At 64.0% G+C, this 14649-nt stretch carries 13 protein-coding genes; 5 read left to right on the top strand and 8 right to left on the bottom strand.

The window, feature by feature from the left end:
* Nucleotides 1-3: 3 nt before the first annotated feature.
* The 4 genes from QLG02_RS01305 to QLG02_RS01290 form a co-directional block, all read right to left on the bottom strand.
* Complete coding sequence (locus tag QLG02_RS01305; protein ID WP_282464407.1) at nucleotides 4-1203, bottom strand: efflux RND transporter periplasmic adaptor subunit; 1200 nt, start codon at nucleotides 1201-1203, stop codon at nucleotides 4-6.
* A gap of 338 nt (nucleotides 1204-1541) precedes the next feature.
* Nucleotides 1542-2348 (bottom strand): exodeoxyribonuclease III, encoded by an 807-nt coding sequence (gene xthA, locus QLG02_RS01300; protein ID WP_041217889.1) that lies wholly within the window; start codon nucleotides 2346-2348, stop codon nucleotides 1542-1544.
* 111 nt (nucleotides 2349-2459) lie between these two features.
* Nucleotides 2460-3422 (bottom strand): ion channel, encoded by a 963-nt coding sequence (locus tag QLG02_RS01295; RefSeq protein WP_282464306.1) that lies wholly within the window; start codon nucleotides 3420-3422, stop codon nucleotides 2460-2462.
* Between the two features lie 54 nt (nucleotides 3423-3476).
* Nucleotides 3477-5123: a tetratricopeptide repeat-containing response regulator gene (locus tag QLG02_RS01290; protein WP_024945060.1), complete on the bottom strand. Its 1647-nt coding sequence runs from the start codon at nucleotides 5121-5123 to the stop codon at nucleotides 3477-3479.
* 325 nt (nucleotides 5124-5448) lie between these two features.
* Here QLG02_RS01290 and QLG02_RS01285 point away from each other — a divergent pair, with 325 nt between their 5' ends.
* Complete coding sequence (locus QLG02_RS01285) at nucleotides 5449-6654, top strand: MFS transporter (RefSeq protein WP_282464305.1); 1206 nt, start codon at nucleotides 5449-5451, stop codon at nucleotides 6652-6654.
* A gap of 179 nt (nucleotides 6655-6833) precedes the next feature.
* Here the strand turns inward: QLG02_RS01285 and QLG02_RS01280 are convergent, their stop codons facing one another.
* Nucleotides 6834-7874, bottom strand: coding sequence for an FAD:protein FMN transferase (locus QLG02_RS01280; protein ID WP_282464304.1), 1041 nt, complete (start codon nucleotides 7872-7874; stop codon nucleotides 6834-6836).
* Nucleotides 7875-8203: 329 nt separating this feature from the next.
* Between QLG02_RS01280 and azu the strand changes: the two genes are divergently transcribed.
* Together azu and QLG02_RS01270 are read left to right on the top strand one after the other, a co-directional pair.
* Nucleotides 8204-8644, top strand: coding sequence for an azurin (gene azu, locus QLG02_RS01275; RefSeq protein WP_011706751.1), 441 nt, complete (start codon nucleotides 8204-8206; stop codon nucleotides 8642-8644).
* 191 nt (nucleotides 8645-8835) lie between these two features.
* Complete coding sequence (locus tag QLG02_RS01270; RefSeq protein ID WP_011706750.1) at nucleotides 8836-9039, top strand: hypothetical protein; 204 nt, start codon at nucleotides 8836-8838, stop codon at nucleotides 9037-9039.
* A gap of 25 nt (nucleotides 9040-9064) precedes the next feature.
* Here QLG02_RS01270 and QLG02_RS01265 read toward each other — a convergent pair whose 3' ends face one another.
* Nucleotides 9065-9622, bottom strand: a complete 558-nt coding sequence (locus tag QLG02_RS01265; protein ID WP_282464303.1) for a HutD family protein — start codon at nucleotides 9620-9622, stop codon at nucleotides 9065-9067.
* 283 nt (nucleotides 9623-9905) lie between these two features.
* Between QLG02_RS01265 and QLG02_RS01260 the strand changes: the two genes are divergently transcribed.
* A complete protein-coding gene (locus QLG02_RS01260) occupies nucleotides 9906-10874 on the top strand; it encodes a nucleoside hydrolase (protein WP_273761733.1) in 969 nt (322 codons plus the stop codon).
* 121 nt (nucleotides 10875-10995) lie between these two features.
* Entirely contained in the window at nucleotides 10996-11331 is a 336-nt protein-coding gene (locus tag QLG02_RS01255; protein ID WP_273761732.1) for a DUF3634 family protein, read from the top strand.
* Between the two features lie 62 nt (nucleotides 11332-11393).
* Here the strand turns inward: QLG02_RS01255 and QLG02_RS01250 are convergent, their stop codons facing one another.
* Nucleotides 11394-12593, bottom strand: a complete 1200-nt coding sequence (locus QLG02_RS01250; RefSeq protein ID WP_236766591.1) for a cytochrome c — start codon at nucleotides 12591-12593, stop codon at nucleotides 11394-11396.
* The gene (locus QLG02_RS01245; RefSeq protein ID WP_282464302.1) at nucleotides 12590-14515 is read right to left on the bottom strand and encodes an NAD(P)/FAD-dependent oxidoreductase; all 1926 of its coding nucleotides are present in this window, start codon (nucleotides 14513-14515) and stop codon (nucleotides 12590-12592) included. The genes QLG02_RS01250 and QLG02_RS01245 overlap by 4 nt, the downstream gene beginning before the upstream one ends.
* Nucleotides 14516-14649 lie beyond the last annotated feature (134 nt).

Below are 14649 nucleotides of genomic sequence, written 5' to 3'. Positions count from 1 at the left end.
TCCTTACTTGGCCACGTTCTGGCCGACCATCTTGGCGGTGATCGCCTTCATCTCTTCGGCGGAAACGGGCTTGACCACGGCGCCGGGGCGGGCCTTCATCAGCCCCTCGACGATGTAGCGCTCACCGGGCTCGAGGCCGCTGTCGATCAGCACGCCGCTGTCGACCACGGAACCCAGCTTGACCGGGCGGGGCACCACCTTGTTCTCTTTGTCCACCACCATCACCATGCGGTCGGCCTGGGACTGAACGATGGCGCGCGGCGGCACCAGGATGGCATTTTTGCGGGTGCCCAGATCGATGGTCATGCGCACGAACTGGCCCGGCAGCAGCACGCCGTCCTTGTTGTCGAAGATGGCACGGGCCCGGATGGTGCCGGTCTGCGGGTCGACCCGGCTGTCGGAGAAGTTGAGCTTGCCCGCCTCGGGGTAGACGGAGCCGTCCGCCAGCCGGATGTGGGTGCGCCAGTTGGTGGCATCCTTGGCCTCAATCAATCCCTTTTTCACCGAGTTTTCGAAGTTGAGGCGATCCTGCTCCGAGTAGGAGAAGTTGACGTAGAGCGGGTCGAACTGGGTGATGGTGGTAAGCAGGCCGTTTTCGCCGCTGGTGGAGATGAGGCTGCCCTCGGACTGGGAGCTCTTGCTCGCCATGCCGTTGATGGGGGCGGTGACCTGGGTGTAGCTGAGGTTCAGTTCGGCCTCTTTCACCTTGGCCTGGGCGGCCTGATGGCTGGCGATGGCCGCCTCGTAGTTGGCGATGGTGTCATCATAGTCCTTGCGGCTCACCACCTGGCGCTTGAACAGCGGGATGATGCGATCCCGGTCGGCGCGCGCCTTGTTGAGGCGGGCCTGCTCCTGGGCCAGGGTGCCCTTGGCCTGCTCCAGCGCCACCTTGTAGGGCTCGGGGTCGATCAGGAACAGCGCCTGACCGGCGGTGACCGGCTGCCCCTCGATGTAGGTGCGCTTGAGCAGGATGCCGCTCACCCGGGAACGCACGTCAATTTCGCGAAAGCCGGCGGTCTCGCCCACCATTTCGGTGGTCATCGGCACGTCGGTCAGCTTGACCTCGGCTACCACCACGGGCACCGGCGGCAGTGCCTGGGCCCCGGTGGCCGGTTCATCACCACAGGCGGTCAGTGCGCTGGCCAGTGCCAGGGCGATACAGCCGCGCTTGAACATCTCTTCCCTGACGTATTGCACCTTCATCATCACACTCCTGTGGGATGGTGCGCGATTGCCGCGCCCAGCCTTTTTCTTCATGAACATGGTTAACTGCATGGTTACAAATTTAACTCATTGGATTACTGACAGTTTTCTAATGATAGAGCACGAATATTGAACCCAGGCTGCTCGACACTGAAAGTTGTCGGTGTCGATCTCGCAGTGGCGGAGGGGGCCGCGACAATTTGTGTCAGGCACGCAGACCCTGCAGCGTGACCTTGCTGGGGAGCAGGAGACCCGGAGGGAATTATAAGAAGGAACAAGCGAGGGAAGTGGGGGCTTGGTCACAGAGGGGGCTTCAAATGCCCCCTCCATTGTCGTTATCAGGCGAAGCAGGCCCAGATGGGGGCGTGATCCGAAGGCTTGTCGATGCCGCGCAGCTCGTAGTCGATGCCGGTCTCGGTCACGGTGTCCTTGAGGGCGTCGGAGGCCATGATGAGATCAATGCGCAGGCCCCGGTTCTCGTCAAAGCCCCTGGAGCGGTAGTCAAACCAGGAGAAGCGCTCGCACTCGGTGGGGTTGGCGGCGCGGAAGGTGTCGGTCAGGCCGAACCCTTTCAGGCGCTCCATCCATTCGCGCTCGATAGGCAGGAAGGAGCACTTGCCATCCCGCAGCCAGCGCTTGCGGTTGGCCTCGCCGATGCCGATGTCGAGATCGGTGGGGGAGATATTCATATCCCCGATCAGCACCAGCTGATCGCCCGGGGTGTGGTGGGTCTCCAGATAGTGCTGCAGATCCTCGTAGAACTTCTGCTTGGCCGGGAACTTGGTCTCGTGATCCTGGCTTTCACCCTGCGGGAAGTAGCCGTTCATCACCTTGATGAGGGAGCCGTCTTCGCGCTCGAAGGTGGCCATGATCATCCGGCGCTGGGCCTCTTCATCGTCGGTGGGGAAGCCTTTCTCCACCTTGACCGGCTTCTGCTTGCTCATGATGGCCACCCCGTAGTGGGCCTTCTGACCGTGAAACGCTACGTGATAACCCATGGCCTCCACGTCGGCCAGCGGGAAGGCCTCGTCGTGTACCTTGATCTCCTGCAGGCCGATCACATCCGGCTGATGCTTGTCGATGATGGCTTGCAGCTGGTGCAGGCGGGCGCGCAGGCCATTGATATTGAAAGAGATGATCTTCATGTCCGGGATGCTCATGTCATTTTTATAAGTGGCTATTGGACTAGGAATCCGCCGTGGATGCAAGTGAAGGCGAGGGGCCACATCCGGGGCGGGCCGCCCGCCACAGCGGGCTCAGCGGGTCATCTTCTTGACAAACACCACCACAAACAGCGCCAGCGTGAAGCTGCCGGTGAAGGCCTCGAAGGCGGCAAAGAGCCGCGAGAGGCCGATGGGGGTGAAGTCGCCATAACCCAGGGTGGTGAAGGTCACCACGCTGTAGTAGAGGCACTCCAGCAGGAAGATGGCGTTCTGCTCAAAAGGAGCGCCGGGCCGGTAGATGAGGTGGTTGCCGTTGAAGCTCAGGCCAAAGAAGAAGTAGAAGATGCTGCAGATGAAGATGAGCAGCAGGGAGAAGAGCACCACCCGCATGGGGGCCTCGCCGTAGCCGCAGAACAGATCGACGATCCAGGAGGTGAAGCGCTGGGTCGACCAGAGCGGCAACTGCAGTCGGCGCATGGTGAGCTCCTGCTGGATGTAACGGCCGGACATGGTGAAGATGCCCTGCGCTTCCGAGGCCTTGCGCAGATCGCGATAGGTCTCTTCGGCCTCTTTGAGCCAGATGCGGGCCTGCACCGGGTCACGCTCCTTGCGGCCGCGTCGCTCCTGCATCAGCCGCTTGCCGGTATCCAGGTTGTCGAGGCGGGTGTTGTGCCAGCGAATGCCGAGCAGGTTGACGTCGTCGAGGGTGGCGCAGTGCAGGTTGGCTTCGCTGAGATCCGCCTTCATCAGGCTGCCGCCCTTGATGCGAATGCCGTAGAGGTGGGCCCCCTGCAGATTGGCGCGGTAGAGGTTGCACTGTTCCAGCAGGAATCCTTGCGGGGCCCCTTTTTTCACCAGATTGAGGCCCGCCAGATTGGCGCGGGCCAGTTGCAGGCCGTGGCACAGCCCGCCCTGCTGGATGTAGTGCTCCAGCTCGCGGGCGGTGTGGGGATCCTGATGATTGGCGTGGGGATCGTGCCAGCGGCACAGATCATGATCCCCCGCCTCTTCGCTGCAGTGGCGACCGTCCGCCACCAGATATCGACACATGGCCATCGCCACTCTCCTCCCTTTGCCGAGTCAGTATCAGCATAGGCGAGCGGGCCCTGGTCAGCTGAGCTGGGTAAACTCCTGACGCAGCTTGCGAAAACGATCCTGCTGTGCCGGATTGAGGGGGATGCCGTCCAGCACCTCCAGGGTCTCCTTGCACTCGGCGCCAAACTCCGGGCTCTTGCGGTTTTTCTGCATCAGCTGCAGCAGCACCTGGATCTTGTTGAGGGCGGCGCCGGTATTGGCCGGGGCCCGGCGCAGCGCTTCGCGAAAGTGGCCGAGCGCCTGCTCCAGCTCGCCGCTCTGATAGGCCTTGATGCCCAGTTCGTTGAGCTGCTGGTAGCGCTGGCGACGCTCGAGCACCGTCTTGTCGTCGCGGGTGGCCTGGATGCAGGTGGTGAGCAGCCGATCCTCGTCTTCGGCCAGCAGCGCCTGCAGGCTCTCGGCATATTCGAATTCGCCGAGCTGATAGAGGGCGAGGATGGTCTCGCCCAGCAGGCTGGGGGGCATGGTGGCCGGCTGATCGAGCCAGTTCTGGTTGGCGCGGTAGAGCATCTTCTTGCCCTTGAGCAGCTCGCCGAGGGCGATCTGCACCCGGGCCTGGCAGATCTGCTCGAACACCGGGTAGTTGAACTCCGACATCATCAGCGAATCGCGGATGCGCGACAGGGCCGAGTTGACCTGCTTTTGCAGGTTGGCGATGTGGTAGATGTCGTTGCTGTTGAGGGCGTAGAGGGTCAGCGACTGGATATAGGCCCCCAGGTAGTGGGGGGTGCGATGAATGGAGTTGCGCGACAGGTCGATGAGCGACAGCAGCACGTCCTTGGCCTGGGCGTAGTCGTGGCGCAGCAGGCACACCTCCGCCAGCCGGCGGGAGAGCTGCACCGACTGGGGCGAGATGTCGACCGCCCGCTTGAGCTCCTGCTGGGCCTGCTCGTCGTTGCCGAGCGCGAGCTGGGACTCTGCCAGCCAGAGGTGGGCTTCCACCATCAGCGGGGTGTTCTTGAGGGTGGCCTGCAGGTGGCTCACCGCCTCTTCGTTCAGCCCCAGGGTGTGGCACGCCTTGCCGAGGGTGAGCCGGGCCCAGCTGTTCTCCTGGCCGGCCAGCAGCTGGCGCATCAGGCTGCGGGCCTCCTTGGCCTGGCCCAGCTTGAGCTGGGTGTCAGCCTGCAGACAGCGGCAGAAGTTGGCAAAGCGCGGCACCGCGTCGGCCCGCTCGGCGCATGCGGCGAGCAGGGTGGGCAGATCCTCTTTGGCAAGGGCGCTGAACACGCTCTCCAGCGCCTGACGGCGGGCGAGGGCGCGTTTGAGGCGAAACGAAAACTGCTCCTGGGAGAAGGGCTTCATCAGGTATTCGTCGGGCTCGGCCTCCAGCGCGCTCAGCACCATGGCGCGGGAGCTGTCACCGCTCACCATGATCACCACGCTCTGGGGCGGAATGAGCTTCTGATCCCGCAGGCTCTCCAGCAGCTGGCGGCCGTTCTCGCCGACCCCCAGCTCGTAATCGAGCAGGTAGATGTCAAAGGTCTCTTTCTGGCAGCGCCGTCTCGCCTCTTCAGCCGAGTTGGCATAGGTGATGCGGCTGATGCCGATGTTGATCAGCATCGCCTTCATCATCACCTGAAAGGAGCGCTGTTCGTTGACCAGCAGGATGCGCTTCGGTTTGGGTGGGGCTTTTTTCTCTGGCTCGGATTCCGGTGTCTGCATCTGTCTGGTCAGGGCGCTACGGGCGGATAACAGAAGTGTGCCACCAAAGCGCGCAGACAGGCAATTGAACATGGGGCGCTGCCGCGGTTTTTCCGCCAAGCCCCGCCGTTCATGGCTTCTGCCGGACCAAATAGGGGGTAGATTGGGGGAGGGCAGGCGGCGAACACCAGCCTGGCCTGGACGGCGCCGCCATCCACAAACCTGCGCCGAGCTCGCCCCCTCGGGCGGTTTTTTTCTGGGCGGGGATTGTGCGCTCAGGTGTCTTTTGATACCACTGAATGCTTTCCCCTGCGGATCAGCTGCCATTGCGCGACAAGGAGTTCCCATGCGCCTGCCCCCCTTTCCTCCGCTGGTCTGGATCGTGATCCTGGGCACCTTCATGGTACGCACCAGTTTCTTCATGGTCTGGCCCTTTCTCTCGATCCTGCTCTACCGGGAGTATGATCTCTCGGCGTCCGGCATCGGGATGCTGCTGGGCGGCGCGGCCGTGCTCTCCTGCCTCATCGGCTTCTACGTCGGCTGGCTCTCCGACCGGCTCGGCCGGCGCACCATACTGCTGCTCGGCTGCGTTCTGTCGTGCGGCGCCTACCTGCTGCTCGGGTTTGGCCACTCTCTCTGGCTCATCGCCCTCGGGGTGTTTGGCTCGGGTCTCTCCTACGCCTTCATCGACACGCCGGGCAAGGCGCTGATGGGAGATCTGCTGCCCGAGAAGGCGCAGCGGGAGCTGGCTCAGCACCTGCGCTACTTTCTGCTCAACGTGGGGGCGGGGGTGGGGCCCCTCATCGGCGTCATGGTGGGGCTGGGTGCGCGCCAGGAGACCTTCGTGGTGACGGCCGCCAGCTATGGCCTGCTCGGCATCGCCTTCCTGCTCGGTTTTCGCCGCGAGTGTGCTGGCCGGCCGGATGCGGGCCTCACCCTGGGGGCCATGCTCGGGGTGGTGGGGCGGGATCGGGCCTTCATGCTGTTCATCCTCGCCAACCTGCTGATGATGCTGGTCTACGCCCAGGTGGAGTCGCCGCTGATCCAGTACCTGACCCGCGCCGGCGCCCCCGAGGTGGAGACCCTGGTGGCCCTGCTGGTGGCCACCAATGCGCTGACCATCATCACCCTGCAGTTTCCGCTGCTGCACCTGACCCGGCGCTGGCGGGTGAGCCTGCGGCTGCAGTTCTCCATCCTGCTGATGGCGTCCGCCCAGGTGCTGTTCGCCCTGTCGAGCCCGGCCCTGCTGTGGCCCTGGTTGGTGGCGGTATTCTTGCTGAGCGTGGGGGAGGCGGTGCTGTTCCCGCTCTTCAACGTGCTGATCGACGAGATGGCGCCGGCTCACCTCAAGGGGAGCTACTTCGGTGCCAGCGCGCTGGCCGGGCTTGGCTGGGCACTCTCGCCCCTGGTGGGGGGATGGCTGTTGCAGGTGTGGGGCGGCCCGGCCCTGTTCGCCGTGATGACCGCGATTTGCGTGCTGGTGTTTCTTCTCTACGGGGCGGGCAACCGGGTGGCGCGCCCGTCTGCCGACTCGGCCGGCTGCGGGGAGTAGCCTGAAAGCATCCGGTCGGTGGTCACTGGCCTGATGCCGGGGAGGGCGGACCTGCGCCGGGCCGAATGACCCAAACAGTCGGGCCTTGTCGGATACTCATTGAATACGCTGACCTGAAGACAAGGAGGCCCCGCAGTGCGGGGCCTCTTTTTTATGGCGGCTGGGTGATGGCAGCGGATTTATGGCTGTTTGGCCACCAGATAGGGGGCGAACTGGGGGGTATGGCTGGCGGCGAAGCCCTGCTCGGTCTTGACGATGAGATAGACCGCAAGACCGTGCGCCTTGGCAAAGGCCATCGCCTGCTCCGGCCCCATCACCATGAGGGCGGTGTCGAGGGCGTCGGCCTCGAGCGCGGTCGGGGTGATGACGCTGGCGGAGACCAGCTTGTGGCTGATGGGCTGGCCGGTGGCGGGGTCGATGATGTGGGAGTAGCGCTTGCCGTCGAGCTCGTAGTAGTTGCGATAGCTGCCGGCGGTGCTGAGGGCCATGCCGTTGGGGATCACCACGTCCGAGAAGGCGCCGGGCTGGTCGGACGGCTCGACGATGGCCACCCTCCATGGCTTGCCCTTGGCGTTGTTGCCCTTGCTGCGCACGGCGCCGGCCACCTCGATGAGGTAGTTGTGCACCCCTTTTTGCTCCAGAAGGCCGGCAATCTCGTCAGAGGCCGCCCCTTCGCCCAGGGTGGAGAGATCGAGGTAGAGATCGGGGATGCGCTTGCCGAGCAGGAAGTGATCCCCCTCGGGCACCAATGTCAGCCGGTCGATGCCCACCTTGTGGCGAGCGCTGGCAATCTGCTCGGCGCTGGGCCGTTTGACGGGCCGCTTGTCCGGGCCGAATCCCCACAGGTTGACCAGCGGGCCCACGGTGACGTCGAGCTTGCCTGCGGTGAGATGGCCGGCGTCGATACCCTGCTGCACTATTTTGGCCATGGTGGCGGGAATGGCCATGGGGGGCTGGCCGCTGCCCTGATTGAAGCGGGAGATAAGGGAATTCGGATCGTAGGTGGAGATCTCGTGGTTCATGCGCGCCAGCAGGGAATCGACCTCCTGTTGCAGCGCAGGCTCGCCGCCCGGGAAGGGGTCGCTCAGGGTCACCGCGTAAAAGGTGCCCATGGTCTTGCCCTGAATGCGGGTCTGGGTTGGGGCCGGCTGACAGGCGGTCAGCATCAGCAGCAGGGTCAACAACAGGCCACGATGGGCCGGGCGAGCAAGAAGCGACATGACGGATCTCTTTGGCTGAAACGGATGGCACGGGAGGCAAGCGTGCCGGGGTCGCCAGCTTAGCCAAGGGGGCGGCGGCGGGCGAGCCGCGGCTGGACAAAAGTGCGGGGGATAATTAAACAAAGAGTGGTTAGTGGGTGGCGCGGCCGGTTCGTCCAGACAACAAATGGGGGCAATCTGGTGACCTGACCCGCAGCTTTGCGCTAAAGACATAGCCGAATGACGACAGTTGAGTAGAATAAGGTCGATTTTGACAGCATGTTTGCCAGCCATGGTGCGAGCCCGCAGGCAATTGTGTTGCCATCTATTGCCAATCAAAGGAGAGGATGATGAAAAAGGCGATTACCCTGCTGTTTCTGAGCACCCTGGCGGCCCCGGCTCTGGCCGATGAGTGCGCGTTGGTCATCGAAGGCAATGATGCCATGCAGTACAACCTCAAGGAGATGAGCGTACCGGCCACCTGCAAAGAGGTCACCGTGACCCTGAACCATACCGGCAAGATGCCGGTGACCGCCATGGGCCACAACTGGGCGCTGGCCACCACCGCCGACTATCAGGCCGTGGCCACCGCTGGCATGAGCGCCGGTGCCGACAACAACTACCTGCCCAAGGATGACCCGCGCGTGCTGGCCCACACCAAACTGGTGGGCGGCGGCGAGAGCACCAGCGTCACCTTCAAGACCGACGGCCTGGCCGGCAAAGATCTCACCTTCTTCTGCTCCTTCCCCGGCCACTTCGCCATGATGAAGGGTACCTTCAAGGTCGGCTAAGCACGTTATGCCGATCCAGAAGCCGGGTACTGCCCGGCTTTTTTGTGGCCGCTTGCAGCGTGAGTTGGATGTCTGTGATGGCGCTATGGCGCTCCGTTTTATGATCCGGCGCCGGGTGAGCGGGGGAGTGAAGGAGTAAAATGGGCGCCTTTCGGGCCTGCTAGGCCCGCTCGAGAGGAACCAAGGTCGTCATGAAAGCCATGAAATGGGTGATCAGCGGTTGCCTGCTGCTGGTGTGCGCCATCGCACTGGCAGCGGAGCCGCCGGTCAAGAAGAGCAGAAACGGCATCTGCCATCCCCAGGGCGGCACCTATTACAGCCGCACCAAGCACTACACCCCCTATGACTCCATGCAGGCCTGCCTCGACAGCGGCGGACGGGCGCCCAAACGCTGACCGGTGTCAGGCCTGCTCCTGCCGCCTATTTGGGCTGCAGGGTAAAGAAGGCGATGGCGCTCTTCTTCTGGCAGTCGAAGTGGATGCTCTGCTCGCCGCTGATCAGCAGGGTCTCGTTGACCGCCATGGGGTGGCCCGTCGCCGCGAGCTGGCCGCTCAACAGGTAACAGAGATAGGTCTTGTCCGCTTCCAGGGTGAGGGTGAGCGGGAAGGGCAGGTTGAGCACCCGCACGTTGGCGCTGAGGCGGGCCGGATCATAGATGAGCCCCAGATCCGTCACCTCTTTTTTCAGCAGTTCGCAGTGGGTGTCGTCATCCCCGCTGAAGTGGGCCGCCTCGAAGGTGGCGTAGGGGTGGCCGTTGAGCACGAAGCCGGCTCCGCTGATGGGCAGCAGGATGCGCTGATAGCCGGGAAATTTCGAGAAGGGGCCGGCCCCCTTGATGGGCGCCGAGCTCAGCCGGTAGGCAAAATCGAGCCTGTCGAGGCTGGCGCCGGCAGGGGAGATGAGGATCTGGGCTGTGGTGCCCTGCTTGTTTTTCCAGGGCATCTTCAGCTGGTCGGACTCTTTTATCAGGGTGATCAATGGCGCCTCGGCAGGTGGTGAGCGGGGTGAATCGTGTGGCCCAGTGATACCACCCAACCCTCTGGTCCACAAGGCTGCGGCACTCACCGGCCATTCGCTTGCCCACTATTTCGCCGGCGCCACCCGCTTCGCCTCTCCTTGTTTCCTGCCGCGTCGTCATCCCTGTATGAAATGCCACCACTTGGGCAAGGCGGACAAGGGCAAAGCCTCAGGCTGTGATCCCGGCGCTGTTAAAGCGGCGGCGGCTCGCTACACTGGCTGCTCTGTTGCCCAAGGAGGCCCCATGACTCACAAGATCATTCTGGATACCGATCCCGGTATTGATGACGCCATGGCAATTCTGTTTGCCGAAGCCCACCCCGCCATCGAGCTGCTCGCCATCACCACGGTATTTGGCAATGCCACCATCGAGAACGGCACCCGCAACGCCCTCTGGCTCAAGCAGCAATACGGCATGAAGGCGGACGTGGCACAGGGGGCGGCCGCCCCGCTGCGGCGCGAACCTGTGGGCCCGACCACCGTGGTGCACGGGCCGAGCGGGTTTGGGGACGTGACGGCGGGAGAGGTGACCCTGGCGCCGGATCCCCGGCCGGCCTGGCAGTATATCGTCGAGGCAGTGAAGGCCGCGCCCGGCGAGATCACCCTGGTCACCATAGGCCCGCTCACCAATCTGGCGCTGGCGCTGCAAGAGGCCCCCGAGATCACCGGCCTGGTGAAGCAGGTGGTGGTGATGGGGGGCGCTTTTGGCGTCAACGGCCATCGCGGCAACGTGACTCCCTATGCCGAGGCCAACATCCACGACGATCCGGATGCCGCCGACCGGGTATTCACCGCCGACTGGCCGGTGGTGATCATCGGGCTGGACGTGACCCAGCAGAGTTTCTTCAGCAGCGCCTATCTGGATGCACTGCGCGACGACGCGGGCGAGCCGGGGCGTTTCCTGTGGGATGTCAGCCGCTTCTACCTGCGCTTCTATTCGGAACGGATCGGGCTCGACGGCTGCCACGTGCACGACCCGTCCGCCATCGCCTACGTGATCGATCCGACTCTGTTCACCCTGCGCGAGGGGCCGGTGCGGGTCATCAACGAGGGGCCTGCCATCGGTCACACCCTGCAGAAATTTGACGGCAAGTCCCACCCCCACGACGGCTGGGCCGATTATCGCGCCCAGCAGGTGGGTGTGGCGGTGCGGGCTCAGGCGCTGCTGGCGCTCTATCGGGAGACGCTGGTGGCCTGGGGCCGCAGCCGCTAGGGAGCTTGGCGAGCTGGGTGGCCTGCGGCCGGGCTTGAGGCGCGGCTGTGATCCGCGCCAAACAATCGGGGGCCAGTTGCGGCTTATACTGTCCGCAACCGTGTGAAGAAGGAGAAACAGGATGGCCTGGTTGTCGTTACTGGTGGCGATCGCCCTCATCTGGTGGTTGATGAAGCTGGGGCGTGGCGCCCTGTTCGAGATCCGGCTTGCGCCAGGCAAGGTGCAGGTCAAGCGGGGCAAGGTGTCGCCGGCGTTCATCGAGCAGGCCAGGCAGATCCTGCGTCATGAGACGGTGCGCGGGCGCATCCTGGGTCAGCGCGATGGCGATGGGGTCAAGCTGGTCTTCTCCCGCTCCATTCCCGAGCCGGTGGCCCAGCGCTTTCGCAATATCTTCCCCTATGGCGATTACCGGCCGGGGGCGGTGCCGCTCTCCGGCTCCAAACCGCGCAAGGGGTGAGTCGTCACTCACATAGCAAACGGGCCTCCACTGGAGGCCCGTTTCGTTATGGTCGGCGTGACTTATTGGTGCAGGGCGCGCTGGGCCTTGACCGTCTCCGGCTTGATGGCCACCCCTTCATTGCCCCAGGAGGCGCGCAGGGTGTTGACCAGCTCGGCGATCTGCTCATCGTTGAGGGTCCAGCCATAACCCGGCATGTGGTAGCCGATGTTGCCCTGGGTGACCGGGGTCTCGGCGCCGTGCAGCAGCACGTTGAGCAGGCTGCTCGGGTCTTCGGCCAGCACGGTCTGGTTGCCCACCAGCGAGGGGATGACGTGGTCATTGCCCTGGCCATTGACCCCGTGGCAGGTGGAGCAGTACATGGCGTAGTCCGCCTTGCCACCGGCGCTGGCGTAGGCCCGGTTGCCCTTGCTGGCCGCCGCGTCGTCGCCGAGTTCGGTCAGGTAGGTGGCGATGCTGGCCAGATCCGCGTCGCTGAAGTACTGGCTGCTGTGCGTGATCACTTCCGCCATGGGGCCGCTGACGGCCTGATGCTGGCTGCGGCCGGTTTTCAGCAGATCGATCAGCGCCTGCTTGTCGTAGCGGGTGCCGCGAATGTTGGGGGCATACCAGCCATCCAGGGTGGCACCGCTCAGATAGAGGGGATCCGCCTCGGTCAGGGCCTTTTCCTGCATGCCGAGCCCGCGCGGGGTGTGGCAGCTGCCGCAGTGGCCCGCCCCCTGCACCAGATAGGCGCCGCGATTCCACTCCTCGCTCTTGCCGGCTACCGGGGTAAAGCGACTGTCATCGTGATAGACCCAGTTCCAGCCGTTGAGCGGCCAGCGCATGTTGAGCGGCCAGGGGATGTCGCTCTCCTTGTTGGCAACAGCCTGCGGCTGCACATCCTGCATCAGGTAGTGGTAGAGGGCGGTGAGATCCTCGTCGCTCATCTTGGCGTAGGCGGTGTAGGGCATGGCCGGGTAGAGGGGATCGCCGCTGCGGGTGATCCCTTCGCGCATCACCTTGATGAACTCGGGCAGGCTGTAGTTGCCGATGCCGTGGGTCTTGTCGGGGGTGATGTTGGTGGCGTAGACGGTGCCGATGGGGGTGGGGAAGCCCTTGCCGCCGGCCAGCGGCTTGCTTGCCTCGCTGGTGTGGCAGGCGGCGCAGTCTCCCAGCTTGGCCACGTATTCGCCGGCCGACATGGCAGGCGCGGCCTGCAGGGTGAAGGCGGGCAGGGCCAGCAGCACGGCGCTGGCTGTCAGGGTCAGGGAACGGATCATTTGGCACCTCCCTTGTGCATGGCAACCAGCTCGTTGACGGCGCGCCAGGCTTGATCGATGGCGGAGTGGGCGTAGGGGCTCCAGTCCGAGTCGGAGTTGGCGATGGTGATGTTGCCGACCGGCTGGCGACCCAGCTCGATCCACTTGTCGCACTGCTCCTCGTCATCGAACAGGGTGTTGGTGATGTAGGAGTAGCCGTGGGACCAGCGGTTGACCGTGATGGCGAGGATATCCTGCTCATGGTTGAAACCGGCGCCGCCCAGCATCCCCTGCAACTGTTCGCGGATCATCTGCTCGTGCTGCTCGAACGGCATGCCGAGGATCATGGCGCGCCCCTTGCGGGACTGCTCGCGGGCCGACAGGCCGCTGCCCGGCAGGGTCGGCACGTAGACCATGTGCAGGCACATGGGTTGGTCCGGGTTCTTGGGATGCTCGTAGCCGCCGAGGTTGACCGGGTAGTCGAGCTTGACCCTGCTGTAGGGGGCGGCCGGGGAGTAGACCTCGTGCACCCCCAGCTTGACGAAGGATTGCCAGTTCTTGATCACCACCTTGGTGTAGACCAGCGGCGCCTTGACGTTCTGGCGCAGCGCCTCCTTCTGGGGCTCCGCCATCTCGGGCACCATGTAGGGGATCATCATGTTGTAGCCGGCCATGATGGACTGCCTGGCCCGCACCCGGTGCAGTTTCCCCTCCTTGATGTAAGTGACGTCCACTCCCTGTTTGCCGTCTTTGAGCGGCACGTTTTTGGCCTGCAGCGCCGTGCTGCCGAGGCGCAGCTGCACCTTGTGCTCGGGCAGGTCGAGCTTGCTGTAGTCAAAGTTGGCCAGCACCACGTCCTGCATGGTGTGGCCGGGGGCCACCTGCGGGATGAGCTTGCGCACCATCAAGCGGGTCAGGCCGGCGTTGCCGTCCGGGAAGTGGAAGATGTAGGGGTCGTCCAGCTCCGCCTGCTCTTCGGCATCGAGCGGGGTCAGGTTCATGCCACCGAAACCGGGCAGGGCGCACAGGCGTGCGTCGGCGCAGGCGGTGGCGTCGATGCCGACCGCCTGGAAGTCGTTGGTGCGTTGCTGGAAGTAGGTGATGGCCCGCTCGCTCAGGCCCACCTTGTCGCGCAGGAAGGTGGTGTAGCTGTTGCGGGTCATCCAGAGGTCTTTTTCCGCCTGGGTCATGCCGCTCAGGTAGTCGGTCTTCTCCTCGTGCAGCGCCAGCAGAGCGGCCTTGTCACTCTCATCGAGCGGGAAGTCGCCGATAAACTCTGCCAGCGGCCGGCCGTTCAGGCGATCGCGCGGGATGTCGTCGGCCACGTTGTGGCCCGGGTCGCCGCTCACTACCTTGTTGACGCCAAAGTGCTTCTCGTCGAAGTAGACGCCGCGGCTCAGGCCCAGATCCGGGTAGAAGGTCTGCTGGAAGCCTTTGGCCAGCTCGTCGATGTTGACCTCGAGCGCCTTGAGCAGCCCCAGCGCCACCGGGCTGTAGACAGAGCGCGGTGATTGCAGGGATTCGCTGCCGCCGTAACCCAGCCGCAGGCCGTCGGGGGTGGTGAACTCGTTGCGCTTGGCGTGGCCCCCGAAGTCGTCGTGGTTGTCGAGCAGCAGGATCTTTTTGTCCGCGCCAAGCAGTTGCTGATAGAAGCAGGCGGCCGCCAGGCCGCTGATGCCGGCGCCGACGATCACCAGATCGTATTCGCCCTCGAGGGGAATGTTGGCAAAGTCATACTGTTTGCCGTCGCGGGCGATGCTGTGGGCCGGTTCGAAGGAGCCTGGGTGGTTGCCGCGCAGCCCGGTGAGGGCGGGCGGGTAGACCAGCGTTTTTTCAGCCAGTGCCGTGCCGCCTTCGGCCGCTTGCAGCAGCTTGATGGGGGCAACCCCGGCCGCAATGGTGATGGCGACGCCGTTGAGAAAGTCTCTGCGTGTGATGCTCATGGCAATCCCTGTGTATGAAGAGTCGAGTGAGAAATGGGATAAGGTTGAATTCGTGACTGGCGAGTAACGAAGGGGCGCAACCTACCGCCATATCCGGATGGAGTCCATGGGTTTGATAATAACTTATTAAACAA

Source organism: Aeromonas sp. V90_14, from assembly GCF_029967615.1.
GTDB lineage: Bacteria > Pseudomonadota > Gammaproteobacteria > Enterobacterales > Aeromonadaceae > Aeromonas > Aeromonas hydrophila.
The sequence above is the reverse complement of the archived record's forward strand: the minus strand, read 5'-3'. Positions and strand labels throughout refer to the sequence as shown.